Genomic DNA, 26,587 nt, shown 5'->3' on the forward strand with positions numbered 1-26,587 from the left:
TGGGGGTCTCCCCCTGTGAGGATAGGACGTTGCCAGGCCAACGCGAAAGACGATCGAGCACCCGCTCGGTCGTCTTTTTTCTGTTTAAAGCGGTGTCGCAGTTGCGACATCGCTTTTCGTTTGCCTTTTTTTGAATCAATGATAGAATATAGTCAAAAGTCAAAGATGGTCAGAGGGTGGTGGAGATGAGAAACATATCGGATGTAATCGAACAGTATTTAAAACAAGTGCTGAAGGAGAGCCAGGCCGAAGCAATCGAGATTAAACGGCAAGATATTGCCAAGCGTTTCGAATGTGTTCCGTCTCAAATCAACTACGTCATCAATACGCGCTTTACGGTCGAGAAGGGCTATCTTGTCGAAAGTAAGCGTGGAGGCGGGGGATATATTCGCATTCGTCGTGTGATTTTACATGAAAAGCAAGACGTGTTGGTCAGCTTGATGGATATTTTACAAGACCATCCTCGTCTTTCCGAACAGCTTGTCGAGAACATCTTGATTCGCTTATTTGAAGAAGGAATGTTGAGCGAGCGTGAAGTGCGGTTGCTCTATCATTTATTATCTGATGAAGCGCTAGGGCTGCACGCTGACGATCGTCACTTGATTCGAAGACAACAGTTACTCGCATTAATGAAGTTACTTAGTTACCATTGACCGACGGAGGCATAAAAAGATGTTATGCGAACGATGCAAACGGCGACCTGCCATCAATGAGATCCAAGTAGTCGAGAACGGGATACCGGTGACGAGACGACTATGTCGTCAATGTACAGTCGAACTGATGGCAGGTTACGTGCCAGCCGTGAAACGGTGCCCAGGCTGTCAATTGACACAAACTGAATTAGCTCATCTTCGAAAAGCGGGCTGTACCACTTGTTATACCGTTTTTCGCGAAGAATTGATTAAAATCACACGTCAGTATCAACAAGGTCATGACGAACATGTAGGTTCGATGCCAGATGCGTTACGGACTCCCGACGAGCGAATCGAAGAGCGACTTGCAAAGTTGGCAGGGGAGTTGGAACGAGCTGTCGAACAAGAAGATTATGAACGCGCAGCCAGGCTGAAAAAAGAGATTAATCAATTGAAAGGGCGAGGTGAGGCGTGATGGAGTCTTATCTTAAACATCCACTTGGTCCTAAAATGAGAGAGCGAGCCAAGTTAGATGATTTGGTCATCTCGACTCGCATTCGTCTGGCGCGCAATTTAAAAGATACCGTCTTTTCTCCCGTATTATCGGAAGAAGGACAGCATCAACTTTGTGAACGGATTGAAACGTCACTTGGAGGATTGCAGGGCTTTGAATACCTGCATATGGGTGATTATGATCAAGTGACCCGACAAGCGCTCGTTGAAAAGCATTTGATTAGCCCGACGATTGCCGGGAAAGAACAAAGTGCCGTCTTTTTAAGCGAAGATGAGACCATCAGCGTACTCATCAATGAAGAAGATCATCTACGAATTCAAACGCTACTCCCAGGTTATCAAGTAGAAGAGGCTTTCGAACTGGCAAGACGTGTCGATGCTCTCTGTGGGGAGTCCCTTCCTTACGCATTTGATGAACAGCTAGGTTATTTGACAACATGTCCGAGTAATATCGGGACAGGTCTACGCGCCTCGGTGATGCTTCATCTGCCGGGATTGACGTTGACCGGACGGATAACTCCTATTCTAAAAGAACTTCGTAAGCTCGGATACACGATTCGGGGACGTTACGGGGAAGGCAGTGATGCGGCGGGACGACTGTTCCAACTATCGAACCAGCGCACGTTAGGGAGCCATGAAGCCCAACTGTTAACCGACTTCATGGAAATCACGGAACAAGTCATTCAGGCAGAGCGACAAGCCCGCGAAGAGTTATTGGCTCGCAACCAGGACGAGTTAGAAGATCAGTTTTATCGCTCATACGGGATTTTACGGTATGCCAAACTGCTATCGTCAACAGAGGCTGTCGAACGCCTGTCCGATCTTCACTTGGCAAGTGACCTGGGTATTTTATCGGACTGGAGTCCGCCTCAGTTTCATGAACTGATTGTAAAACTTCAATCAGGTTTCCTACAAAAGCATTTCGGGAAAACATTATCTACGAAAGAACGAGATCGCGAACGTGCGACGCTCGTTCGTCGAACGTTAGATCATGGGTTAGTTTGATCCAACTTTAAGGAGGTTTTGTCAATGATGTTTGGTCGATTTACAGAACGAGCTCAGCGCGTATTAGCTTTAGCACAAGAGGAAGCAGTACGGCTTGGCCATCATAATATCGGTACAGAGCACATTTTACTCGGACTTGTTCGTGAGGGAGAAGGGATTGCCGCTAAGGCACTGTTCGCTCTCGGACTCACGTCGGAAAAAATTCAGCAAGAAGTCGAGGCGCTCATCGGACGAGGTTCCGAAAACGGATCGACGATTCACTATACACCACGTGCGAAAAAAGTGATTGAGCTATCGATGGATGAAGCGCGAAAACTTGGTCACTCTTATGTCGGGACTGAACACATTCTCCTCGGCGTCATTCGTGAAGGCGAAGGGGTGGCAGCCCGAGTCTTGAACAACCTTGGAATCAGTTTGACGAAGGCGCGTCAGCAAGTGCTCCAGCTCTTAGGAAACACTGAGTCGTCAGCGAATGCATCACAACCAGGTACAAGTGCTGCTACACCGACGCTTGACGGCTTAGCTCGTGACTTGACACAGCAAGCGCGAGAATCACGTCTTGATCCGGTCATCGGTCGCTCAGGCGAAATCCAACGTGTCATCGAAGTGTTATCACGCCGGACGAAAAACAACCCGGTCCTCATCGGGGAACCAGGGGTCGGGAAAACGGCAGTCGTCGAAGGACTCGCCCAACAGATCATCAACAATGAAGTGCCGGAAACACTTCGGAACAAGCGCGTCATGGTGCTCGATATGGGTACACTCGTCGCTGGAACGAAGTACCGCGGTGAATTTGAAGATCGTTTGAAAAAAGTGATGGATGAGATTCGCCAAGCTGGGAACGTCATTCTCTTCATTGACGAGTTGCATACGTTAATTGGTGCCGGGGGTGCAGAAGGCGCAATCGATGCGTCGAATATCTTGAAACCGTCACTCGCACGTGGTGAACTCCAATGTATCGGGGCGACGACACTCGATGAGTACCGGAAGTATATCGAAAAAGATGCCGCGCTCGAACGTCGCTTCCAGCCGATTCAAGTCAACGAACCGACGACGGATGAGGCAGAACAAATCCTCTTCGGGTTACGTGACCGTTACGAAGCTCACCATCGCGTCACAATCACAGATGAAGCGATTCACGAAGCCGTCGTTCTCTCGGACCGCTACATCTCGGATCGCTTCCTTCCAGATAAAGCGATCGACCTCGTCGATGAGGCTGCTTCGAAAGTGAGACTTCGCTCGTTCACGGCACCGCCGAACTTGAAAGAGCTCGAGGCTCGTCTTGAGTCGATTCGCAAAGAAAAAGATTCGGCTGTACAGAGTCAAGAGTTCGAGAAGGCTGCCTCACTACGCGATACCGAACAGAAACTTCGAGATGAACTCGAACAGCTCAAATCGGAATGGCAGAATAAGCAAGGGAACGAAAAACTCGAAGTAACGAAAGAAGACATCGCGCAAGTCGTTGCCAACTGGACAGGAGTACCTGTGACGAAGATTGCTGAAGAAGAGACAGACCGTCTCCTCAAACTCGAATCGATTCTCCACGGCCGAGTCATCGGTCAAGATGAAGCAGTTAAATCGATTTCGCGGGCGATTCGCCGGGCTCGTGCCGGATTGAAAGATCCGAAACGTCCGATTGGTTCGTTTGTCTTCCTCGGACCAACTGGTGTCGGGAAAACTGAGTTGGCTCGTGCTGTGGCTGAAGCGTTGTTCGGTGACGAAGACGCCATCATTCGAATCGACATGTCGGAGTACATGGAGAAACACGCGACGAGTCGTCTCGTTGGATCGCCTCCAGGTTACGTCGGTTACGAAGAGGGCGGTCAATTGACAGAGAAGGTTCGCCGCAAGCCATATTCGGTCATCTTGCTTGATGAGATTGAAAAGGCTCACCCTGAAGTATTCAACATCTTACTCCAAGTGCTCGATGACGGGCGCTTGACCGACTCGAAAGGGCGTACGGTCGACTTCCGGAACACGGTCATCATCATGACATCCAACGTCGGTGCAGCAGCGCTCAAACGGAACAAGTACGTCGGATTCACGGTTGAAGATGACGTGAAGCGTGAATATACGGAAATGAAAGATAAAGTCATGGAAGAATTGAAAAAGGCGTTCCGTCCTGAGTTCTTGAACCGGATTGACGAAATCACCGTCTTCCACTCGCTCCAAAAAGAACACATCCAAGAAATCGTCAAACTTATGGCTGAGACACTTACAAAACGTCTCGGGGAACAAGGGATTGATTTCAGCTTGACGGAATCGGCGCTCGAGAAAATCGCCGAAGTCGGGTACGACCCGGAATACGGGGCTCGTCCACTCCGCCGTGCGCTCCAGCGTGAGGTTGAGGACCGACTCTCAGAAGCGATGCTCAGTGGCAGCATCACAAAAGGCAGCAAAGTGGCGCTCGATGTACAAGATGGCGAATTCGTCGTCCGTAATGAAGGTGTCGTTCAGTAACTACAAGGCTCCCTCTCTCGTGTGAGGGGGCTTTTTTAGACGGAAAGGAACATCATGGCAAAAATTAAAACGAAGTACGTATGTCAGTCATGCGGATACGAATCCGCAAAATGGATGGGACGTTGTCCAGGTTGTAACGAGTGGAATACGCTCGTCGAAGAATTTGTCGAAGAGAAAAAGGCGAAGCGAGGGGCCGCATTCGTCCATAGCTCCTCGAGACAGTTGAAGCCAGAGCGTCTATCGGATGTCGTGTCGCAAGAAGAGACGCGCGTCCATACGAACAGTCAAGAGTTTGACCGTGTGCTTGGAGGCGGGATTGTCCCAGGCTCGCTCGTCCTCGTCGGTGGGGACCCGGGCATCGGGAAGTCGACGATTCTGCTTCAAGTGAGTGCACATTTGGCTCATAGTGGACGGAAAGTGCTCTATATTTCCGGGGAAGAATCGCTCAAACAGACGAAACTCCGGGCCGAACGGCTCGGCCTGCCGACCGAAGACTTATATGTCCTCGCCGAGACGGATATGCTGATGATTGAACGGGTCATCGATGAAGAACAACCAGGGTTCGTCATCATCGACTCGATTCAAACGGTTTATATGGATGAAATTCAATCGGCGCCAGGTAGTGTCGCCCAAGTCCGAGAATGTACGGCAGCGCTCATGAAAATCGCTAAAACACGAGGAGTGGCCGTCTTTATCGTCGGTCACGTGACGAAACAAGGTTCGATTGCCGGTCCTCGTCTGCTCGAGCATATGGTGGATGCGGTCCTTTACTTCGAAGGGGAGCGTCACCACACGTTCCGAATTTTACGGGCCGTCAAAAACCGGTTCGGATCGACGAACGAGATCGGCATCTTTGAAATGAAAGAAGGCGGGCTCGAAGAAGTGCTCAATCCGTCCGAAATCTTTTTGGAAGAACGAACCGCTGGCGTCTCGGGCTCCACCGTCGTCGCATCGATGGAAGGGACGCGGACCGTGCTCGTCGAGTTACAGGCGCTCATCTCGCCGACCTCGTTCGGGAACCCGCGGCGCATGGCGACCGGGATTGACCAGAACCGGGTCGCCCTTCTCATGGCCGTGCTCGAGAAGCGTTCGGGTCTCTTGCTCCAAACGCAAGACGCTTATTTGAAAGCGGCCGGCGGCGTCAAATTGGACGAACCGGCCATCGACTTGGCCATCTGTATTTCGATTGCGTCAAGTTTCCGCGACCGGCCGACCCGACCGACGGATGTATGTATCGGTGAAGTCGGATTGACCGGTGAGGTACGGCGTGTGTCACGGATTGAGCAACGTGTCGCCGAAGCGGCCAAGCTCGGTTTTACCCGGGCCATCATTCCGAAAAACAATCTCGGGGGCTGGACGGCCCCGCCTGGTATCGATGTCGTTGGTGTCAGCACTGTCGATGAAGCGCTCCAACTGGCTATCCCGTTCTGACGGGGCGCTTCCGGCAGTTTTTAACGCTTTGTAACGAACGCTTTCAAAAGAACCGTGTTACAATGAAAGTGTTAATTTCTTGAAATTTAAATTCATAATAAAGGAGGTGGAATGAGTGAAGATTGCTGTGCGAATCGGATTTATATTGATCGGACTCGTCGTCGGTTGGTTCGGGATTATCGAAGCGATGTTATTGCTAGGTGACCTTGGTGTGAACGTACCGGCTTGGTTGACGATTCCTTACGTTGCTAGTTTGATTGGTGGACTTATCTTCTTCATTCTTAGTTTGTTCTTGACCGATGGGGTCGTTAAATTTATCCGTTTTATCGAAGAACGGCTCGTCCGTTTGCCGGTCGGCGATATTTTGTTTGGCTCGATCGGATTGATTATTGGTTTGTTGATTGCCTTTTTGATTAGCGTCTCGTTAGAAGTGACGAATATCTTCTTGCTCAGCAAGATTGTACCGATTTTTGTGACCGCTCTGTTCGGTTACTTCGGCTTTGCCGTCGGTTACCGGAAACGGAATGAATGGATTAAACTGTTCGTCAAAAGTGAACGAGAGAAGCCGGCCGCAGAACCATTGCGCCGCTCTAACGATAAAATTTTGGATACGAGCGTCATCATCGATGGTCGAATTGCCGATATCTCGAAGACTGGTTTCATCGAAGGGACACTCATCGTGCCGCAGTTCGTCATCGGTGAGCTCCAATATATTGCGGACTCTTCGGATACGTTGAAGCGTAACCGGGGCCGTCGCGGTCTTGATATTTTAAAAGAGTTACAAGACAACGAGCGAATTGAAGTGGAGATTTATGACGGGGACTTTGAAGACGTCGCCGAAGTGGATATCAAATTGATCAAGTTGGCCGAATTGAAAAAAGGCATCGTCGTCACGAACGACTACAACTTGAACAAAGTGTGTGAAGTTCGGAACGTCCCAGTCCTGAACATTAACGATTTGGCCAACTCGGTCAAACAGATCGTCATTCCAGGAGAAGAGATGGTCGTGACGGTCATTAAAGAAGGAAAAGAACAAAATCAAGGTGTCGCCTATCTCGAAGATGGCACGATGGTCGTCGTTGAAGGTGGGCGCAAGCTGATCTCGAAGACGTTACCTGTTGTCGTCACGAGCGTGCTTCAGACGTCGGCTGGCCGTATGATTTTTGCTCGTCCTGAATAAATAAGTGGAAAAAGAGACGCATCGGCGCTCTCTTTTTTCGCGAAAAGGGGTGAATGGAATGGTACGCTATACGGTTGTCATTCCGGCCGCAGGAAAAGGAAAGCGGATGGGAGCCGATGAGAATAAGTTGATGCTGACGTTGCAAGGAAAGCCGATTATCGTGTGGACCGTGGCAGCGTTCGCGAGAGATGCATGGTGCGCGCGCATCGTGCTCGCGGTGCGTCCCGAGGAGCAAGGATGGTTCGAGCAACAGTTGCATCATGTCACGACCCCGATTACATATGTGGCGGGTGGGGAAGAACGACAACAGAGCGTTCGAGCTGGACTACAAGTCGTCGATCCCGAAGATGTCGTCTTGATTCATGATGGGGCACGACCATTCGTGCGCCTCGACCAACTTCATGCCATCGCCGAAGCGGCCAAGACGGAAGGGGCGATTCTCGCTGTTCCGGTCAAAGATACGGTGAAGCAAGTCACGGACGGACACATCACACAGACGGTACCGCGCGAGTCGCTATGGTTGGCGCAGACGCCTCAAGCGTTCCCGGCAAGCGCCATTCAAGCCGCCCATGAGCGGGCAGAAACCGCTCATTTTATCGGGACGGACGATGCCAGTCTATTCGAATGGACCGGCCAACAGGTGACGATCATCCCGGGGGATTATCACAACATTAAAATGACGACCCCGGAAGACTTATTATTTGGTGAAGCGATTTTAACGAAGGAGGACTATCGATGAGAATCGGACAAGGATTTGATGTACATGCGTTCGCCGAAGGGCGGCCGCTCATTTTAGGAGGAATCGAGATTCCACACGACCGCGGCTTGCTTGGCCACTCGGATGCGGACGTCTTATTGCATACGATTGCCGACGCAGCGCTCGGAGCGATTGCGGCGGGGGATATCGGCAAGCATTTCCCCGATACGGACCCAGAGTTTAAAGATGCGGACTCGAAAGTGTTGTTGCAACACGTTTGGCAACTCGTCAAAGCGGAAGGCTATGTGCTCGGCAACGTCGATGCGACAGTGATGGCGGAGCGGCCGAAGCTTCGCACGTACATTGACGACATGCGAGCGGTCATCGCCGAGTTGCTCGAGGCGGACATCAGCCAAGTGAACGTCAAAGCGACGACGACTGAAAAGCTCGGCTTCACCGGACGTGAAGAAGGAATTGCCGCCCAGGCGGTCATCCTGCTCAACCGCGCTTGACAAAAGTGGTATACTATTTGGGCAGAAGAGAAGAAAGGTGGAAATATTATGAGTGAAGTGCGCGTACGCTATGCGCCGAGTCCGACGGGTCACCTTCATATCGGGAACGCCCGGACCGCGCTATTTAACTATTTGTATGCTCGCCATGCCGGCGGGAAGATGATTCTCCGAATCGAGGATACGGATCAGAAACGAAACGTTGAGAACGGTGTTGAGAGTCAAATGAAGTACTTGGAATGGCTCGGGATTGATTGGGATGAAGGTCCAGGCCGCGGCGGCGACTACGGTCCTTACTTCCAAATGGAACGACTCGACCTTTACAATAAATACGTGAACGAGTTGATGGATAATGGACTCGCGTATAAGTGCTATATGACGTCGGAAGAACTCGAGGCAGAACGCGAAGCGCAAATCGCGCGCGGCGAGGCACCACGGTATTCGGGTGCCCACCGTAACTTGAGCGACGAAGAGCAGGCTGCGTTCGAAGCCGAAGGGCGTAAACCGTCGATTCGGATTCGTGTACCAGAGTCGGTCACGTATAAGTGGACCGATGTCGTCAAAGGCGACGTCTCGTTCGAATCAAAAGACTTCGGCGACTGGGTCATCGTCAAACAGGACGGCATCCCGACGTATAACTTCGCTGTCGTCGTCGACGATCACTTGATGAAAATCAGTCACGTGTTGCGTGGGGACGACCATATTGCCAACACCCCGAAACAGATGATGGTCTATGACGCGCTCGGTTGGGACTATCCGGCATTTGGTCACATGACATTGATTTATAATGAGAACCATAAGAAGTTATCGAAGCGTGATGAGTCGATCATTCAGTTCATCGAGCAATACGCTGATCTTGGCTACCTTCCGGGGGCACTCTTTAACTTCATCTCGCTCCTTGGTTGGTCGCCGGTCGGAGAAGAGGAAATCTTCACGAAGGAAGCGTTCATTGAGATGTTTGATGCGGGTCGTTTGTCGAAGAGCCCGGCTGTCTTTGACCAACAGAAGCTTGCGTGGATCAACAGCGTCTATATGAAACAGGCTTCGCTTGACGAAGTGGTGGCACTCAGTTTACCATTCTTACAAGAAGCAGGTCGTTTACCAAACGCCTTGTCGATGGAACAAGCCGATTGGGCGACAGCGTTGATTGCCCTCTATAAAGAACAAATGACACACGGTGCTGAAATCGTGACGTTGACAGATCTGTTCTTTAAGGATGAGGTCGAATACGACGAAGAGGCCAATGCGGTCCTCGCTGGCGAAACGGTACCGGCTGTCCTCGCCGAATTCAAGACTCAACTTGAAGCAATCGAAGACTTCACGCCGGAAGCCGTCAAAGCAGCGACGAAAGCGACACAAAAGGCGACTGGCCAAAAAGGAAAGAACTTGTTCATGCCGATCCGGGTCGCGACGACCGGGCAGACGCACGGACCAGAGCTTCCGAACGCCATTTCACTGATTGGCAAAGAGCGTGTCTTGGCACGACTCACAACATTATTAGCTTAAAGGCAACGATGAGGAAAGTAAGCGGTATGACACTTAACAGAGACTAGAACCTAGGCTGGAAGTTCTAGAAGCGTCCCCCGTCGAAGTGCACCTCGGAGCCGTTCCGGCGATACGTAGTCGGGACCGCGACTCGGCGTTAACGAGACATGAGAGGGGAACTTTCCCAAACAGAGTGGAACCGCGCTTACGGCGTCTCTGTGCCTTGGCACAGGGGCGTCTTTGTTTTTGATATGGAAAAGGAGAACAATTATGGGATTTTGGAAAAGTGTACGGGCCGACATTCAAAATGTGCTCGAACTTGACCCGGCTGCTCGCTCAAAGGCGGAAGTTGTCTTAACGTATCCAGGATTGCATGCGCTTTGGGCGCATCGACTCGCACATGGCCTATGGAAACGTAATGCGAAGCTGTTAGCCAAGTTGATTGCGCAGACGAGTCGTTGGTTAACGGGGGTGGAAATTCACCCGGGGGCAGTCATTGGCGAACGGCTGTTCATCGACCATGGGTTTGGGATTGTCATCGGCGAGACGGCGATTATCGGCAATGACGTCACCATTTATCAGGGCGTGACGCTCGGCGGAACGGGAAAAGAAAAAGGAAAACGTCACCCGACGATTGGGAACGACGTGTTGATTTCGGCCGGTGCGAAAGTGCTCGGTAATATTACGATTGGTGATTGCGCCAAAATCGGGGCGAGTTCCGTCGTCTTAAAAGACGTCCCATCTGACTCGACCGTCGTCGGGATTCCAGGCCGGGTCGTCATCCGAAACGGCGAGCGGGTCAAACAGCACGATCTTGATCATCGCTTCCCTGACCCGGACCGCGAGTGCCAAGAGCGGTTGGAACGTGCTGTCGCTCAGTTAGAAGACAAACTTGCTTCATTAGAGAAACGGATGGAGGAGAACACACATGATTCAGTTTTACAACAGCCTCACGAATAAGAAAGAACCGTTCGTGCCAATCGTACCAGGGAAAGTGTCGATGTATGTTTGTGGACCGACCGTCTACAATTACATTCACGTCGGCAACGCCCGTCCGGCGATTGCCTTTGATACGGTCCGCCGCTACTTGACGTACCGGGGCTATGACGTCAAATACGTCCTCAACTTCACAGATGTCGACGATAAAATCATCCGGACCGCCAATGAGCTCGGAGAAGACGTCGGGATGTTGACGAATCGGTATATCGACGCGTATTTGGCAGACACAGGTGCCTTGAACGTGTTACCGGCGGACGTCCACCCGCGTGTCACAGACACGATGGAAGAGATTATCACATTCATCCGCGAACTCGAGACACAAGACTTTGCGTATGAAGCAGGCGGGGACGTCTATTTCCGGACGCGCAAGTTTGAGACGTACGGCAAACTGAGCCAGCAGTCGATTGAAGACTTACGCGCAGGCTCACGCGTCGACGTCGGGGAGAAGAAAGAAGACCCGCTCGATTTCGTCCTATGGAAAGCCGCGAAACCAGGTGAGCCGGCATGGGAAAGTCCATGGGGGCAAGGTCGTCCAGGCTGGCACATCGAGTGCTCGGCGATGGCGAAAAAACACCTCGGCGCGACGATTGATATTCACGCCGGGGGGCATGATCTCAAATTCCCGCACCATGAGAACGAGATTGCCCAGTCGGAGGCATGCAACCATACGAAGTTCGCCAACTATTGGCTCCATAACGGATTCATCAATATCGAGAACGAGAAGATGTCCAAATCGCTCGGCAACTTCCTGCTCGTCCACGAAGCGTTGAAAGAAGTCGATGCGATGGTACTCCGCTTCTTCATGTTATCGGTCCATTATCGCCACCCGATCAACTACAGTCGTGAGTTGATTGAACAAGCGGCGAACGGATGGGACCGCATCAAAGAAGCGTACCAAAACGTCGAGTACCGCCTGTCGGTCACAGCCGGCCTTGAAGAGCCGAGTGAGGCGATGGAACGTAAGCTCGCGACGATTAAAACCACGTTCATCGAAGCAATGGATGACGATATTAACACGGCGAACGCGGTGACGGTCTTATTCGACTTGGCGCGTGAAGCCAATATTTACGCAAAGGCGGACCACGTCTCGAAAACGACGTTGGAACACGTAATCGCCCTGTTCGAAGAGTTGACGGGCGTACTCGGTTTAACGATTGCGAACGAAGTGGAATTGCTTGACGCGGAAATCGATCAATTGATTCAAGAGCGGAACACGGCCCGGGCAGAGCGGAACTTCGCGCGTGCCGATGAGATTCGTGACTTGTTGAAAGAGCAGAACATTCAACTCGAAGATACGGCCCAAGGGGTGCGGTGGAAGCGGTCATGAAACAACAGGCTCCTCAACTGAACGCTCTCGCCCTCGCCTACATGGGGGACGCCGTCTATGAGATGGCGGTACGCAAACGGCTACTCGGACAAGGAATGACGAAGCCGAACGATCTCCACCGCGGCGCCATCCGCTATGTAAATGCGGGCGCACAGGCCGGGGTCGTGACCCACTGGCTCGAGACAGGATTTTTAAGCGAGGACGAAACGGCCATCGTCCGCCGTGGGAAGAACGCAAAATCCGGTTCAATCCCGAAGCGGACAGATGTTCATACGTATCGTTACTCGACCGCGTTCGAAGCATTGATTGGTTACACATACCTAATGGAAAGAAGGGATCGTCTTGAAGAACTCATCGAACAAGCGTTCACATGGCTCGAAACCGAGTCATTCGAAACGACATGACGGAGCAAGGGAGCAACGCTCATTCGACCGTCCGCGCGGCGAACGGAATGAACGCCCACGTGGCGAACGGAACGACCGTCCGCAACGTCAGAAACTAGAACGACCGGATTACCAAGAAGTCGATGTGATGGAAGAAGGAATCGACTTCTTATACGGGCGCAACCCGGTCATGGAAGCGCTCCGGAGCGGACGTGACATGAACAAGGTCTTCATCATGGAAGGCCAACAGAAAGGGCCGCTCGCCCAAATCATCGGGATGGCCAATGAGGCGTCAGTCCAAATCTCATTCGTCCCGAAGACGAAACTCGAGAAGATGGCCGGCAGTGAACATCACCAAGGCGTTGTCGCCGCGGTTGCCGCTTACGAATATAAGTCGGTGGAAGACATGTTCGCGCTCGCTGAGTCGAAAGGGGAAACGCCACTCTTTATCTTGCTCGATGAGCTCGAAGACCCGCACAACCTCGGTTCGATTCTTCGGACGGCGGATGCGGTCGGAGCCCACGGAATCATCATTCCGAAGCGCCGCTCGGTCGGATTGACGCAGACGGTGGCGAAAGCATCAACGGGCGCAATCGAGTACATCCCGGTCGCACGCGTCACGAACTTGACGCGGACGCTTGAAGAGTTGAAAGAAAAAGGGTTATGGGTCGTCGGGACGGACGCGAGCGAGAGCCAAGACTATCGCCGCCTCGATGGGAACATGCCACTCGTCGTTGTCATCGGCAGTGAGGGCAAAGGGATGAGCCGTCTCGTGCGCGAGTCGTGTGACTTCCTCGTCCACATGCCGATGGTCGGTCATGTCACATCGCTGAACGCCTCGGTCGCGGCCGCACTTCTATTGTATGAAGTGCATCGCTCACGTAACCCGTTGTCATGAGTATCAAGAAACGGGAACTGCTCCTCGTGGATGGGTATAACATCATTGGCGCTTGGCCACACCTTCGCAAGCTGCGCGACATCGATTTTGAGAAGGCACGTACCGACTTGATTGAAGCGATGGCCGAGTATCAGGCGGTCACCGGTCGTGAAGTAACGATCGTCTTCGATGCGCATATGCGCTATGGACGAGAGTCGAAAGCGAAACAGAGTCGGATTGCGGTCATCTACACGAAAGAGAACGAGACCGCAGATGAATGGATTGAGCGACGCGCCCATGAACTCGTCGATGATCGTCTCGTCACGTTATTCGTCGCGACGAACGATTTCACCGAGCAATGGGTCATCTTCGGTCAAGGTGCGCTACGTGTACCCGCGGCCGAACTGCTCAAAGATTGGAAACAGGCGCAACAGTTAATCGACCAAGAACGGTCGGCGCTTGAGCAGGACCGATCCAACCGAAAAACAATCGACCTCACGCCAGACGTGCGGGCTCGATTAGAAGAAATTCGTCGCCGGAAATGAAGCGGTGACGAAACTCACGGACGAGTTCATGAAATGGACTCGTCTTTGTTTTTAATTTGACATTTTTTTGAAAAGAAATGTTGTATACTATTACATGTATGAGTTACACGAATTGTAATTGACGGAATTTTTAGAATTTTATTTGACGGTCGTTTCAGACGACGCCTATAATGAGAGCACAAACTTACATAAGTTCATCAATCGCCGGGGGGTAGGAAACATGAACGGATGGCCATACGAGCAGTTTGAAAACATGTCTGACGAAGAGCTCGTCTTTCTTGCGCGTAACGGAGGGGATAGCGACGCTCTTGAGTTTTTGATTGAACGTTACCGATATTTCGTACGGGCGAAGGCAAGGTCTTACTTTTTGATTGGTGCCGACCATGAAGATATCGTTCAGGAAGGGATGATTGGTCTGTATAAAGGCGTGCGAGACTATCGGGACGAACGGCTCGCCTCGTTCAAAAGTTTTGCCGAGATGTGCATCACGCGTCAAATGATCACTGCCATTAAAACGGCGACACGTCAAAAACATATTCCGCTCAACTCTTACGTCTCGCTCGATAAGCCGATTTTTGACGACGAGTCGGACCGGACGCTACTTGATGTGATTTTGCCGCCGCATCCGACGGACCCGCAAGATCTGCTCGTCACGCGTGAAGAGCAACTGTTCATGGAAGAAAAGATGGAAGAGCTCCTGAGTGACTTGGAACGAAAAGTGTTACGTCTTTATTTGGACGGCCGTTCGTATCAAGAAATCTCAGACGACCTCGACCGTCACGTGAAGTCGATTGATAACGCGTTACAGCGCGTGAAGAAAAAGTTTGAGCGGCATGTCGACGTCAAAACGCTGACGAGCTAACCGATATTGACCGCACGCCTCCTATGTGATACTTTTAAGGCAGCGCCTTGTCCGTAGACGCCATTTACAGGAGGCGTTTTTTTTTCGCTCTTTTTTAGTGGGAGAGCTGTCGAAAGGGGCGCTTATGAATGGCAAAGAAAGTAAGTCTCGCGTGTTCGGATTGCGGAGCGAACGGTTACTCGACCGTGAAGCAAGACGACGTGACGACGCGGCTCGAACTGAAAAAGTTCTGTCGTCGTTGCAATGCACATACGACACATCGAGAATCAAAGTAACGTAGATTGGCATTCAACGTAGGAGGAAGCTACCATGAACTTTTTGCGCGATGTATGGAAAGAGTTAAAGAAAACGAGTTGGCCGACTCGTAAAGAGCTCACAAAATATACCATCACGGTCATCGCGACGGTCGTCGTGATCGGCCTGTTCGTGTTCGGCGTAGATACTGGTGTCAGTTATCTCGTCAACCTATTGATTAACTAAGGAAAGAGGTGAAAGCCGTGGAGAAACAATGGTTTGTTGTCCAGACGTATTCTGGATTTGAAAACAACGTCAAAGAAAACCTAGAACGTCGAATCGGTTCGATGAACATGGAAGATAAAATTTTCCGCGTCCTCGTTCCGACTGAAACAACGCAAGAAGAAGTCACGCTCAAGAGTGGCGAGAAGAAGATTAAAGAAAAAGAAGTGAAAAGCTTCCCAGGTTACGTCTTCGTCGAAATGATCATGACGGATGATTCATGGTATGTCGTTCGGAACACACCGAACGTCACAGGCTTCCTCGGTTCGACGGGCGGCGGCGCTAAGCCGATTCCGCTTCAACCGGACGAAGTGACGAACGTCTTGTCACAGATGGGTCTCATCGAGAAGAAAGATCGTTACAACTACGAACTCGGCGACCTCGTCCGTGTCAAAGAAGGCGCATTTGAGAACTTCGAAGGAACGATTGATGAAATCGAAGCCGAGAAAGAGAAGCTCAAAGTTGTCGTTGACATGTTCGGCCGTGAAACAAAAATCGAACTTGATTTCGAACAAGTTCAGAAAATTAACTAAACCACTTGCCATCTTCGGAAACGGATGGTACAATCGGAAATGTTTGATGTTGTGCTTTATTTCGGTACAAACTCGACCTAATAGATTGAGTGGGAGGGCGCACAACGTCCAAGAAACCACATTTTAGACTTAAGGAGGTGTGTCTCGTGGCGAAAAAAGTTACTAAACTCGTTAAACTTCAAATCCCAGCTGGTAAAGCTAACCCAGCACCACCAGTAGGACCAGCACTTGGTCAAGCAGGTGTTAACATCATGGGATTCTGTAAAGAGTTCAACGCTCGTACACAAGACCAAGCCGGATTGATTATTCCTGTAGTCATTACGGTATACGAAGATCGTTCGTTTACATTCATTACGAAAACTCCACCAGCTGCAGTTCTTTTGAAGAAAGCTGCTGGTATCGAGAGCGGTTCTGGTGAACCAAACCGTAAGAAGGTAGCAACGGTTAAGCGTGATAAAGTTCGCGAAATCGCTGAACTTAAAATGCCTGACCTTAACGCGTCGTCTGTTGAAACAGCGATGCTTATGGTTGAAGGTACTGCGCGTAGTATGGGTATTGTAATCGAAGACTAATTTATTAGTCTCTGGGATTGTCGGTGAATATTATGCTCACCTTCAATCCCTTCATTATGTGGGAGGAAATTCCGCTAACCACAAGGAGGAAAAGAATCATGGGTAAAAAACACCAAGAAGCAGCTAAGCTTGTTGACCGCACGAAGTCATACGAACTCGCTGAGGCCGTTGAACTCGTTCAAAAAACAGCTACTGCTAAATTCGATGAAACAATCGAAGTTGCTGTCCGTCTCGGCGTAGATCCGAAGAAAGCGGACCAACAAATCCGCGGTGCCGTCGTACTTCCACACGGTACTGGTAAAACACAAAAAGTTCTCGTCTTCGCAAAAGGCGAAAAAGTTAAAGAAGCTGAAGCGGCTGGCGCTGACTACGTCGGTGACTCTGAGTTCATCACTAAAATCCAACAAGGATGGTTCGACTTCGATGTAATCGTTGCGACACCTGATATGATGGGCGAAGTTGGTAAACTTGGTCGTGTTCTCGGACCTAAAGGCCTCATGCCTAACCCGAAAACAGGCACAGTTACGTTTGATGTGACGAAAGCAATCGCTGACATCAAAGCTGGTAAAGTAGAGTACCGCGTTGACAAAGCCGGTAACATCCACGTACCAGTTGGTAAGAAATCGTTTGAAGCAACGAAACTCTCTGAGAACATCGAGACTATCATCGAGACGCTCATGAAAGTGAAGCCTGCTACTGCAAAAGGAACTTACCTTAAAAACATCGCGCTTTCTTCGACAATGGGTCCTGGGATCCGTGTCGCGACTGCCGACTTCATCAAGTAATCTACTTGAAATAAACTGTTGACAACGTGTGATACCGCTGTTAAAGTAATACACGTTCAACCGAATATGTTGGATTACCGTAGACAGAAGGTGGACATCGGTCCGTAAACCCTTCCGAGGTGTCTTTGCTCGAACTTGAGCCTGTTGTCACAGGTTTACTTTCAAACAATTACGCCCTCGTATGTCTTCATACGAGGGATTTCTTTTTGAAGAGCAGCCTCTCGTCCGGTATAAGAAATGACTAGGAGGTGCAAACACATGGCAAGCGAAAAAATCGTAGCTCAGAAATCGTTACTCGTTGACGAAATCGCTGAGAAAATGCAAGCAAGCGTTGGGACAATCGTTGTTGACTACCGTGGACTTACAGTTGAAGAAGTGACTACACTCCGTAAATCACTCCGTGACGCTGGAATCGAGTTCAAAGTATACAAAAACGGTCTCCTTCGCCGCGCGGCAGCTCAGTCGAACTTCGAAGGTCTTGACGAAGTCTTCACAGGTCCTACAGCAATCGCGTTCTCGAACGAAGACGTTGTAGCTCCAGCGAAGATCTTGAACGACTTCTCGAAAGAGCACAAAGCGCTCGAATTGAAAGGCGGAATCATCGAAGGCAAAGTAACTTCACTTGAAGAAGTTAAAGCCCTTGCAGAACTTCCATCACGCGATGGTCTTCTCTCGATGCTTCTCAGCGTCCTTCAAGCTCCAATCCGTGGGCTCGCAGTCGCAACAAACGCAATCGCAGAACAAAAAGAAGAGCAAACTGCTTAATTTTTGTCTCGTAGCGTAACCAAAACCAATCTTTACAACATCAAAGGAGGAAAACCATAATGGCTTTCAACAAAGAGCAATTCATCGAAGACCTCAAATCAATGACGGTTCTCGAACTTAACGAACTCGTAAAAACAATCGAAGAAGAATTCGGCGTATCAGCAGCAGCTCCAGTAGCAGTTGCAGGTGCAGGCGCAGCAGCAGCTGAAGAGCAAACTGAATTCGACGTAATCCTCACAAACGCTGGCGCTGGTAAAATTAACGTCATCAAAGCGGTACGTGAACTTACAGGCCTCGGTCTTAAAGAAGCAAAAGCACTCGTTGACGGAACTCCAGCTCCAGTCAAAGAAGGCGTTTCTAAAGAAGATGCAGACGCAGTCAAAGCTAAGCTTGAAGAAGCTGGCGCAACTGTCGAAGTTAAGTAATCTAACTTTTACTTCTACAACCTATAGAAGCTCGCTATGGCGAGCTTCTTTTATTTCCTTGAAGAGTGGGTTAGGAGGTTCAATGCATGGGAGATCATTACTATACGAACGACCCTAGTTCGAAAAGTGCCCCTGAGACATGGACGTTTGAGTTACGAGGGAAGACATATCGCTTCACCTCGGACCGCGGCGTGTTCTCGAAAGGATCGGTCGATTTTGGGTCACGTCTCTTAATCGAATCATTTGAAGTGCCTGATGTTGAAGGACGCATTTTAGATGTGGGCTGCGGCTACGGTCCGATGGGGATCTCGCTTGCCGACGCCTCTGGGCGTGAAGCACTCCTCGTCGACGTGAACGAGCGAGCGCTTGCCTTGTCAGAGCAAAACGCCGCCCAAAACGGGGTGACGATTGAGACGCGACTCAGCCACGCTTATGACGGAGTCGGTGATGAACAGTTCGCCGCAATCGTGACCAATCCGCCGATTCGGGCCGGGAAACAAGTGGTCCACACGATTTTGCGCGACGCGTATACACACCTGGTCGTAGGTGGAGCGCTCTACGTCGTTATCCAAAAGAAACAAGGAGCGCCTTCTGCCAAGAAGTTGCTTGAAGATGTGTTCGGTCAAGTCGAGACGGTCGCGAAAGAAAAAGGGTATTTTATTTTCCGAGCAATTCGCTCTTGACAAACGGTGAAGTCTTGTTGACTCGCTATAACGTATATGCTAACATTATAAAATGCCATTGGAATGGAATTCGCTTTGAACTGCCGCGTTTGCCGCTTTTTAGACGCGGAAAAGAGGCGACATTCAATGACAATGTTCGATTATTACGCCCGAAAAATTCGATAGAGAATTGGGGGTCTGAGAGGTGAATCAGTTGACTGGTCAACTTGTTCAGTACGGTCGTCACCGTCAGAGAAGAAGCTTTGCCCGTATCAGTGAGGTATTAGAGCTTCCGAATTTGATTGAAATTCAAACTGCTTCTTACGAGTGGTTCTTGCGTGAAGGATTGAAAGAGATGTTTACGGACATTTCGCCAATCTCCGACTTCACCGGAAACCTCGTGCTCGAGTTCATCGACTATTCGCTCAGTGAGCCGAAGTATTCGATCGATGAGTCGAAGGAGCGAGACGTAACTTACTCTGCGCCATTGCGCGTAAAAGTACGTTTGCAAAACAAAGAGACAGGTGAGCTCAAAGAACAAGAAGTGTTCATGGGGGATTTCCCGCTCATGACAGAATCGGGAACGTTTATCATTAACGGTGCAGAACGCGTTATCGTTTCCCAGCTCGTTCGTTCACCAAGCGTTTATTACAACGCGAAACTCGATAAAAACGGTAAGCGTGGCTTCGGAGCGACTGTGATTCCGAACCGTGGTGCATGGCTCGAACTTGAGACAGATGCCAAAGATATCGTTTACGTTCGTATTGACCGTACCCGCAAAATCCCGGTAACGGTATTGTTGCGTGCCCTCGGTTTCGGTACGGACCAAGAGATTATCGACCTTCTCGGGGATGACGAGTATCTTCGTAACACCCTTGAAAAAGATAATACCGAATCAACAGAAAAAGCGTTAATCGAAATTTACGAGCGTCTCCGCCCTGGTGAACCACCAACGGTTGAGAACGCGAAGTCACTTCTCGTTTCTCGTTTCTTCGACCCAAAACGTTACGACCTCGCAAACGTCGGTCGCTACAAGATGAACAAAAAACTTCATCTTAAAAACCGTCTCTTCGGTCAAAAATTGGCCGAGACGCTCGTTGACCCAGAAACAGGCGAAGTCATCGCTGAAGCTGGAACTGTCCTCGATCGTCGCAACCTTGACCGCGTTCTTCCACACTTGGAGAACGGCCTCGGTTATATGGATGCTGAGCCGACAGGCGGCGTCGCTGAAGGTGAACCGTTCGGTCTTCAATCGATCAAAGTAATCTCACCAGATGACCCAGATGGAGAGCGTATCTTGAACATTATCGGTAACGGCAATATCGACCGCAGCGTGAAACACATCACGCCGGCTGATATCATCGCATCGATCAACTACTTCTTTAACTTACTACACGAAGTCGGAACAACAGATGACATCGACCACTTAGGAAACCGTCGTCTTCGTTCAGTCGGAGAACTTCTCCAAAACCAATTCCGGATCGGGCTTTCTCGTATGGAACGTGTCGTTAAAGAACGGATGTCGATTCAAGATCAAAACGCGATCACACCACAGGCGTTAATCAACATTCGCCCGGTAATCGCGTCGCTGAAAGAGTTCTTCGGTAGTTCGCAATTGTCACAGTTCATGGACCAAACAAACCCGCTCGCAGAGCTCACGCACAAGCGTCGTCTCTCTGCACTTGGACCGGGTGGTTTGACACGTGAGCGTGCCGGTTTCGAAGTTCGAGACGTTCACTATTCGCACTACGGTCGGATGTGTCCAATCGAAACGCCAGAAGGACCAAACATCGGTCTCATCAACTCGCTTTCGTCTTATGCGAAAGTAAACGAGTACGGCTTCATTGAAGCTCCGTACCGTCGAGTCGACCCTGAAACAGGTCTCGTCACGAGCGAGATTCAATATATGACGGCGGATGAAGAAGATCTCTACGTCGTCGCCCAGGCGAACATGCCGCTCACAGAAGAAGGCGGATTCGCCAACGAACAAGTCCTTTGCCGTTTCCGCGGACAAAACTTGTCAGTTGAGCCGAACCGAGTCGATTATATGGACGTTTCGCCGAAACAGGTTGTTTCTGCCGCAACGGCATGTATCCCGTTCCTTGAGAACGATGACTCGAACCGTGCCCTCATGGGAGCGAACATGCAACGTCAAGCTGTACCACTTCTTCAACCAGATTCACCGATTATTGGTACTGGGATGGAGTATGTGTCAGCGAAAGACTCTGGGGCCGCGATTATCGCGAAATTCCCAGGTGTCGTCGAGCGTGTCACAGCGCGTGAAATCTTGGTCCGCCGCACGTCTGACGTGAACGGTTCTGAGGTATCAGGTGACCTTGACCGCTACAAACTCCAAAAGTATGTCCGTTCGAACCAAGGGACATGCTACAACCAGAAGCCGATCATCGCCGCTGGCGACCGTGTCGAAAAAGGAGAAATCCTTGCTGACGGTCCGTCGATGGATATGGGTGAGCTCGCGCTCGGCCGTAACGTCGTCGTCGCCTTCATGACATGGGACGGTTACAACTATGAGGATGCGATCATCATGAGTGAACGCCTCGTGAAAGATGACGTGTACACATCGATTCATATCGAAGAGTACGAGTCAGAATCACGCGACACGAAACTCGGACCTGAGGAAATCACACGTGATATTCCAAACGTCGGGGATGACGCACTTCGCAACTTGGACGACCGTGGGATCATCCGCATCGGTGCGGAAGTCAAGGATGGCGATATCCTCGTCGGTAAAGTTACGCCTAAAGGTGTGACTGAATTGACGGCGGAAGAGCGTCTCTTGCACGCGATCTTCGGTGAGAAGGCACGTGAAGTCCGTGATACGTCACTCCGTGTACCAAACGGCGGCGACGGCATCATCTTGGACGTCAAAGTGTTCGACCGTGAAAACGGTGACGAACTCTCACCAGGCGTGAACCAAATGGTTCGTGTCTACATCGTTCAAAAACGTAAGATTCACGAAGGGGATAAGATGGCGGGACGTCACGGTAACAAAGGTGTTATCTCGCGCATTCTCCCTGAAGAAGACATGCCATACATGCCGGACGGCACACCGATTGACATCATGCTTAACCCACTAGGTGTACCATCACGGATGAACATCGGTCAGGTACTCGAACTCCACCTTGGAATGGCGGCTAAAAAGCTCGGCATCAAAGTGGCGACACCTGTATTCGATGGTGCGCGTGAGGAAGACGTATGGGCAACGATTGAAGAAGCTGGAATGGACAAAGATGCCAAGACTCGTCTCTACGACGGTCGTACTGGTGAACCGTTCGATAACCGCGTCTCGGTCGGTGTCATGTATATGATCAAACTCGCGCACATGGTTGACGATAAACTTCACGCTCGTTCGACAGGACCATACTCGCTCGTCACGCAACAACCGCTCGGTGGTAAAGCACAGTTCGGTGGACAGCGTTTCGGTGAGATGGAAGTATGGGCACTTGAAGCGTACGGCGCAGCCTACACGCTCCAAGAGATCCTTACAATCAAGTCGGATGACACGGTTGGTCGTGTGAAAGCATACGAGGCCATCGTGAAAGGTGAGAGCGTTCCGAAAGCGGGCGTTCCTGAGTCGTTCCGCGTCTTGATTAAAGAGCTCCAAGCGCTCGGTATGGAAGTCAAGATGATGTCTGCGGACGATGAAGAAGTTGAAATGAAAGATGAAGATGACGACAACATCCCGAACGCAACATCGGCGTTAGAACAAGTCGTTCAACCGACTGTTACGGAAGAGGAATAAGGCGAAAAGGGAGGTCGGCCCCTTGGTAGATGTTAATCGATTTGAATATATGAAAATCGGCTTGGCTTCACCCGAGAAGATCCGTTCGTGGTCTTACGGGGAAGTCAAAAAGCCGGAAACGATCAACTATCGTACACTTAAACCAGAGAAGGACGGATTGTTCTGTGAACGAATCTTCGGTCCTACGAAAGACTGGGAATGTTACTGCGGGAAATACAAACGGATCCGTTATAAAGGAGTCATTTGTGATCGTTGTGGCGTTGAAGTGACGAAAGCGAAAGTGCGTCGCGAGCGTATGGGCCATATCGAGCTCGCGGCACCAGTTTCGCACATCTGGTACTTCAAAGGGATTCCAAGCCGAATGGGGCTTGTTCTCGATATGTCACCACGTGCGCTCGAAGAAGTAATCTACTTCGCGTCGTACGTTGTGACAGAGCCAGGTGATACTCCGCTTGAGAAGAAACAACTTCTCTCGGAAAAAGAATACCGTCTCTACCGTGAAAAATACGGCAGCGACTTCAGAGCAGACATGGGTGCAGAAGCGATCCGTACACTCCTTCAAGACGTTCAACTCGAGAAGGAAGTCGGAGAACTCCGCGAAGAATTGAAGACGGTTCAAGGCCAACGTCGTACACGTGCGATTAAACGTCTTGAAGTGCTCGATGCGTTCTTCACGTCAGGCAATGATCCAGATTGGATGATTCTTGAAGTACTTCCTGTCATTCCGCCAGAGCTTCGCCCGATGGTGCAGCTCGACGGTGGACGCTTTGCGACATCTGACTTGAACGATTTGTATCGTCGAGTCATCAACCGGAACAACCGTCTCAAACGTTTGCTCGATCTCGGCGCGCCGAACATCATCGTGCAAAACGAGAAGCGTATGCTTCAAGAAGCGGTTGACGCCCTCATCGACAACGGTCGTCGTGGTCGTCCGGTCACAGGACCAGGTAACCGTCCCCTCAAATCACTTTCACATATGTTGAAAGGGAAACAAGGTCGTTTCCGTCAAAACCTTCTTGGTAAACGGGTCGACTATTCAGGACGTTCGGTTATCGTCGTTGGTCCGAACTTGAAGATGTACCAATGTGGTCTCCCGAAAGAGATGGCCCTTGAACTCTTCAAACCGTTCGTGATGAAAGAACTTGTCGGTCGCGGCATCGCGTCGAACATCAAGAACGCCAAACGTAAGATTGAGAAGATGCAACCAGAAATCTGGGGCGTCCTCGAAGAAGTCATTCGTGAGCATCCGGTTCTCTTGAACCGTGCCCCAACGCTTCACCGCCTAGGGATTCAAGCTTTCGAACCGATTCTCGTCGAAGGTCGCGCTATTCGCCTTCACCCGCTCGTATGTACGGCTTACAACGCCGACTTCGATGGTGACCAAATGGCGGTTCACGTACCACTTTCTGCTGAAGCACAAGCGGAAGCTCGTCTTCTCATGCTCGCAGCGCAAAACATCTTGAACCCGAAAGACGGAAAACCAGTTGTTACACCATCGCAGGATATGGTCCTCGGTAACTACTACATCTCGCTTGAACGCGACGATGCCGTCGGACAAGGGAAAATTTTGTCGAACGTGAACGAAGCGCTCATCGCGTATCAAAATGGCTATGTCCACTTGCATACACGTGTCGCTCTTCCAGCACGTACGCTCAACAACCCAACGTTCACAGATGAGCAAAACGAGAAATTGTTGATCACAACGGTCGGTAAGATGATCTTTAACGAGATCTTGCCGAACACGTTCCCATACTTGAACGAGCCGACGATGGAAAACTTGCAGGAAGCAACGCCTGACAAGTACTTCATCGACAAAGGTGCCAACGTGGCGGAAGAAATCGCCTCGCGTCCTTTGGTCGAGCCGTTCAAAAAAGGATTCCTTGGAAAAGTCATTGCGGAAGTGTTCCAGAAGTTCGAAACGACTGAAACAAGCCGCATGCTTGACCGGATGAAAGATCTCGGCTTCAAACACTCGACGAAAGCCGGTGTGACGGTCGGAATCGCCGATATCATCGTTCTTCCGGACAAACAAGAGATCCTTGATGAAGCGCAAACCCAAGTCGATCAAATCATGAAGTCATTCCGTCGCGGTCTCATCACTGAAGATGAGCGTTACGAGCGCGTTGTACGCTCTTGGAACGAAGCGAAGGATGAGATTCAATCACGATTGATGAAATCCCTCAATCGCTTGAACCCAATCTTCATGATGTCTGACTCAGGTGCCCGTGGTAACGCGTCCAACTTCACGCAGCTCGCAGGGATGCGTGGTTTGATGGCCGCTCCATCTGGCCGCATCATCGAACTTCCGATCAAATCTTCATTCCGTGAAGGTTTGACGGTACAAGAGTACTTCATCTCGACGCACGGTGCGCGTAAAGGTCTTGCCGATACAGCCCTTAAGACGGCTGACTCAGGTTACTTGACGCGTCGTCTCGTTGACGTAGCCCAAGATGTCATCATCCGTGAAGAAGATTGTGGAACGGACCGCGGAATCCGCGTCGCCGCACTCCGCGAAGGCACGGAAGAAATCGAAAACTTGTATGACCGCCTCGTCGGCCGTACAGCGTTCGAGACAGTGGCACATCCGGAAACGGGTGAAGTCATGGTCGAGAAGAACCAATTGATTACCGAAGATCTCGCTCGCGACATCGTCGACGCTGGAATCGAACGAGTTGAAATCCGTACAGCCTTTACATGTAACACGTCACACGGCGTATGTAAAAAATGTTACGGCCGCAACTTGGCGACTGGCTCGAACGTTGAAGTCGGCGAAGCTGTCGGAATCATCGCCGCGCAATCAATCGGTGAGCCAGGAACGCAGCTTACAATGCGTACCTTCCACACAGGTGGTGTAGCCGGAGATGATATCACACAAGGTCTTCCACGTATCCAAGAGGTATTCGAGGCTCGTAACCCGAAAGGGCAAGCGGTCATCTCGGAAATCCCTGGTACGGTCATCGACTTTACAGAATCGCGTGACAAGCGTGAACTCACGGTCGAAGGACTCAGTGAGACACGTACGTACACGATTCCGTTCGGAGCACGTCTTCGTGTTCAAATCGGAGATACAGTAGAAGCCGGAGAAGTCTTTACGGAAGGTTCGATCGATCCGAAAGAATTGCTCGCCGTCCGTGGTGTATCTGGTGTTCAAAACTATCTTCTTCAAGAAGTACAAAAAGTTTACCGCATGCAAGGGGTAGAAATCGGCGACAAACACGTCGAAGTCATGGTTCGTCAAATGCTTCGTCGCGTCAAAGTCATCGAGTCTGGTGACACGCCGCTTCTCCCTGGTTCGCTCGTCGATATCAGCGTCTTCAAAGAAGCGTGTAAAGATACGCTTCGCGAAGGCAAGAGCCCGGCAACAGCGAAACCGGTCCTTCTCGGAATCACAAAAGCGTCGCTTGAGACAGATTCGTTCCTCTCGGCCGCTTCGTTCCAAGAAACGACTCGTGTATTGACAGATGCTGCCATCAAAGGCAAGCGCGACTATCTCCTCGGACTCAAAGAGAACGTCATCATCGGGAAACTCGTTCCAGCTGGTACTGGGATGCCGGTTTACCGTGATGTTAAACTCAAAGAAGAAGAGACGAAAGCCGTTCTCGAAGACACGACGGTAGAATAAAAACGTCTTGACAGCATGGGTTGGCGGTGCTACTATGAT

25 protein-coding genes and 2 other annotated features are annotated in these 26,587 nt (G+C 50.6%); all 25 genes read left to right on the top strand.

Annotated features, from left to right (window positions below):
• Positions 1-185: 185 nt before the first annotated feature.
• Positions 186-653 carry a CtsR family transcriptional regulator gene (locus KNO58_RS14535; RefSeq protein WP_021066575.1) on the top strand — a complete coding sequence of 156 codons (468 nt, stop codon included), beginning with the start codon at positions 186-188 and terminating at the stop codon, positions 651-653.
• Between the two features lie 19 nt (positions 654-672).
• Positions 673-1,107: a UvrB/UvrC motif-containing protein gene (locus tag KNO58_RS14540; RefSeq protein ID WP_029594416.1), complete on the top strand. Its 435-nt coding sequence runs from the start codon at positions 673-675 to the stop codon at positions 1,105-1,107.
• On the top strand, positions 1,107-2,150 hold the full coding sequence (locus tag KNO58_RS14545) for a protein arginine kinase (protein ID WP_214755069.1): 1,044 nt from the start codon (positions 1,107-1,109) through the stop codon (positions 2,148-2,150). Before KNO58_RS14540 ends, KNO58_RS14545 begins: the two co-directional genes overlap by 1 nt.
• A 24-nt stretch (positions 2,151-2,174) precedes the next feature.
• Positions 2,175-4,610, top strand: coding sequence for an ATP-dependent protease ATP-binding subunit ClpC (gene clpC / locus KNO58_RS14550; protein ID WP_029594418.1), 2,436 nt, complete (start codon positions 2,175-2,177; stop codon positions 4,608-4,610).
• A 54-nt stretch (positions 4,611-4,664) separates the two neighbouring features.
• Positions 4,665-6,041: a DNA repair protein RadA gene (radA, locus tag KNO58_RS14555; protein ID WP_214755071.1), complete on the top strand. Its 1,377-nt coding sequence runs from the start codon at positions 4,665-4,667 to the stop codon at positions 6,039-6,041.
• 115 nt (positions 6,042-6,156) lie between these two features.
• Positions 6,157-7,221, top strand: coding sequence for a PIN/TRAM domain-containing protein (locus KNO58_RS14560; RefSeq protein WP_214755073.1), 1,065 nt, complete (start codon positions 6,157-6,159; stop codon positions 7,219-7,221).
• A gap of 58 nt (positions 7,222-7,279) precedes the next feature.
• Positions 7,280-7,960 carry a 2-C-methyl-D-erythritol 4-phosphate cytidylyltransferase gene (ispD, locus tag KNO58_RS14565; protein ID WP_214755075.1) on the top strand — a complete coding sequence of 227 codons (681 nt, stop codon included), beginning with the start codon at positions 7,280-7,282 and terminating at the stop codon, positions 7,958-7,960.
• Positions 7,957-8,430, top strand: a complete 474-nt coding sequence (ispF, locus tag KNO58_RS14570; protein WP_021066582.1) for a 2-C-methyl-D-erythritol 2,4-cyclodiphosphate synthase — start codon at positions 7,957-7,959, stop codon at positions 8,428-8,430. The genes ispD and ispF overlap by 4 nt, the downstream gene beginning before the upstream one ends.
• A gap of 45 nt (positions 8,431-8,475) precedes the next feature.
• Positions 8,476-9,933 carry a glutamate--tRNA ligase gene (gene gltX, locus KNO58_RS14575; protein ID WP_214755103.1) on the top strand — a complete coding sequence of 486 codons (1,458 nt, stop codon included), beginning with the start codon at positions 8,476-8,478 and terminating at the stop codon, positions 9,931-9,933.
• Positions 9,930-10,133 (top strand) — a binding site (T-box leader). (Overlaps the previous gene by 4 nt.)
• A gap of 49 nt (positions 10,134-10,182) precedes the next feature.
• Positions 10,183-10,872 (top strand): serine O-acetyltransferase, encoded by a 690-nt coding sequence (gene cysE, locus KNO58_RS14580; RefSeq protein WP_214755077.1) that lies wholly within the window; start codon positions 10,183-10,185, stop codon positions 10,870-10,872.
• Positions 10,841-12,238 carry a cysteine--tRNA ligase gene (gene cysS / locus KNO58_RS14585; RefSeq protein WP_214755079.1) on the top strand — a complete coding sequence of 466 codons (1,398 nt, stop codon included), beginning with the start codon at positions 10,841-10,843 and terminating at the stop codon, positions 12,236-12,238. Before cysE ends, cysS begins: the two co-directional genes overlap by 32 nt.
• Positions 12,235-12,642, top strand: coding sequence for a Mini-ribonuclease 3 (locus KNO58_RS14590; RefSeq protein ID WP_214755081.1), 408 nt, complete (start codon positions 12,235-12,237; stop codon positions 12,640-12,642). Before cysS ends, KNO58_RS14590 begins: the two co-directional genes overlap by 4 nt.
• Positions 12,643-12,769: 127 nt before the next feature.
• Positions 12,770-13,519, top strand: a complete 750-nt coding sequence (gene rlmB, locus KNO58_RS14595; RefSeq protein ID WP_029594424.1) for a 23S rRNA (guanosine(2251)-2'-O)-methyltransferase RlmB — start codon at positions 12,770-12,772, stop codon at positions 13,517-13,519.
• Complete coding sequence (locus KNO58_RS14600) at positions 13,516-14,043, top strand: NYN domain-containing protein (protein ID WP_214720357.1); 528 nt, start codon at positions 13,516-13,518, stop codon at positions 14,041-14,043. The genes rlmB and KNO58_RS14600 overlap by 4 nt, the downstream gene beginning before the upstream one ends.
• A 220-nt stretch (positions 14,044-14,263) precedes the next feature.
• Entirely contained in the window at positions 14,264-14,905 is a 642-nt protein-coding gene (gene sigH, locus KNO58_RS14605) for an RNA polymerase sporulation sigma factor SigH (RefSeq protein WP_214755082.1), read from the top strand.
• 128 nt (positions 14,906-15,033) lie between these two features.
• Positions 15,034-15,180 carry a 50S ribosomal protein L33 gene (gene rpmG / locus KNO58_RS14610; RefSeq protein ID WP_214720358.1) on the top strand — a complete coding sequence of 49 codons (147 nt, stop codon included), beginning with the start codon at positions 15,034-15,036 and terminating at the stop codon, positions 15,178-15,180.
• Positions 15,181-15,214: 34 nt separating this feature from the next.
• Positions 15,215-15,385: a preprotein translocase subunit SecE gene (gene secE / locus KNO58_RS14615; protein WP_012727692.1), complete on the top strand. Its 171-nt coding sequence runs from the start codon at positions 15,215-15,217 to the stop codon at positions 15,383-15,385.
• 17 nt (positions 15,386-15,402) lie between these two features.
• Positions 15,403-15,954 (top strand): transcription termination/antitermination protein NusG, encoded by a 552-nt coding sequence (gene nusG, locus KNO58_RS14620; protein WP_128124035.1) that lies wholly within the window; start codon positions 15,403-15,405, stop codon positions 15,952-15,954.
• Positions 15,955-16,100: 146 nt separating this feature from the next.
• A complete protein-coding gene (gene rplK, locus KNO58_RS14625; RefSeq protein ID WP_021066593.1) occupies positions 16,101-16,526 on the top strand; it encodes a 50S ribosomal protein L11 in 426 nt (141 codons plus the stop codon).
• 98 nt (positions 16,527-16,624) lie between these two features.
• On the top strand, positions 16,625-17,311 hold the full coding sequence (gene rplA, locus KNO58_RS14630) for a 50S ribosomal protein L1 (RefSeq protein WP_214755084.1): 687 nt from the start codon (positions 16,625-16,627) through the stop codon (positions 17,309-17,311).
• Positions 17,312-17,370: 59 nt separating this feature from the next.
• Positions 17,371-17,524, top strand: a sequence feature (ribosomal protein L10 leader region).
• 45 nt (positions 17,525-17,569) lie between these two features.
• Entirely contained in the window at positions 17,570-18,076 is a 507-nt protein-coding gene (rplJ, locus tag KNO58_RS14635; RefSeq protein ID WP_214755087.1) for a 50S ribosomal protein L10, read from the top strand.
• 59 nt (positions 18,077-18,135) lie between these two features.
• Positions 18,136-18,501 (top strand): 50S ribosomal protein L7/L12, encoded by a 366-nt coding sequence (rplL, locus tag KNO58_RS14640; RefSeq protein ID WP_024372175.1) that lies wholly within the window; start codon positions 18,136-18,138, stop codon positions 18,499-18,501.
• Between the two features lie 86 nt (positions 18,502-18,587).
• On the top strand, positions 18,588-19,184 hold the full coding sequence (locus KNO58_RS14645) for a class I SAM-dependent methyltransferase (protein ID WP_029594426.1): 597 nt from the start codon (positions 18,588-18,590) through the stop codon (positions 19,182-19,184).
• Between the two features lie 193 nt (positions 19,185-19,377).
• Positions 19,378-22,926 carry a DNA-directed RNA polymerase subunit beta gene (rpoB, locus tag KNO58_RS14650; RefSeq protein WP_058765118.1) on the top strand — a complete coding sequence of 1,183 codons (3,549 nt, stop codon included), beginning with the start codon at positions 19,378-19,380 and terminating at the stop codon, positions 22,924-22,926.
• A gap of 22 nt (positions 22,927-22,948) precedes the next feature.
• A complete protein-coding gene (gene rpoC / locus KNO58_RS14655; RefSeq protein WP_029594428.1) occupies positions 22,949-26,548 on the top strand; it encodes a DNA-directed RNA polymerase subunit beta' in 3,600 nt (1,199 codons plus the stop codon).
• Positions 26,549-26,587: the final 39 nt, after the last annotated feature.

Origin of the sequence: Exiguobacterium sp. J17977 (assembly GCF_018616375.1) — a bacterium.
GTDB classification, from domain to species: Bacteria; Bacillota; Bacilli; order Exiguobacteriales; family Exiguobacteriaceae; genus Exiguobacterium; species Exiguobacterium mexicanum.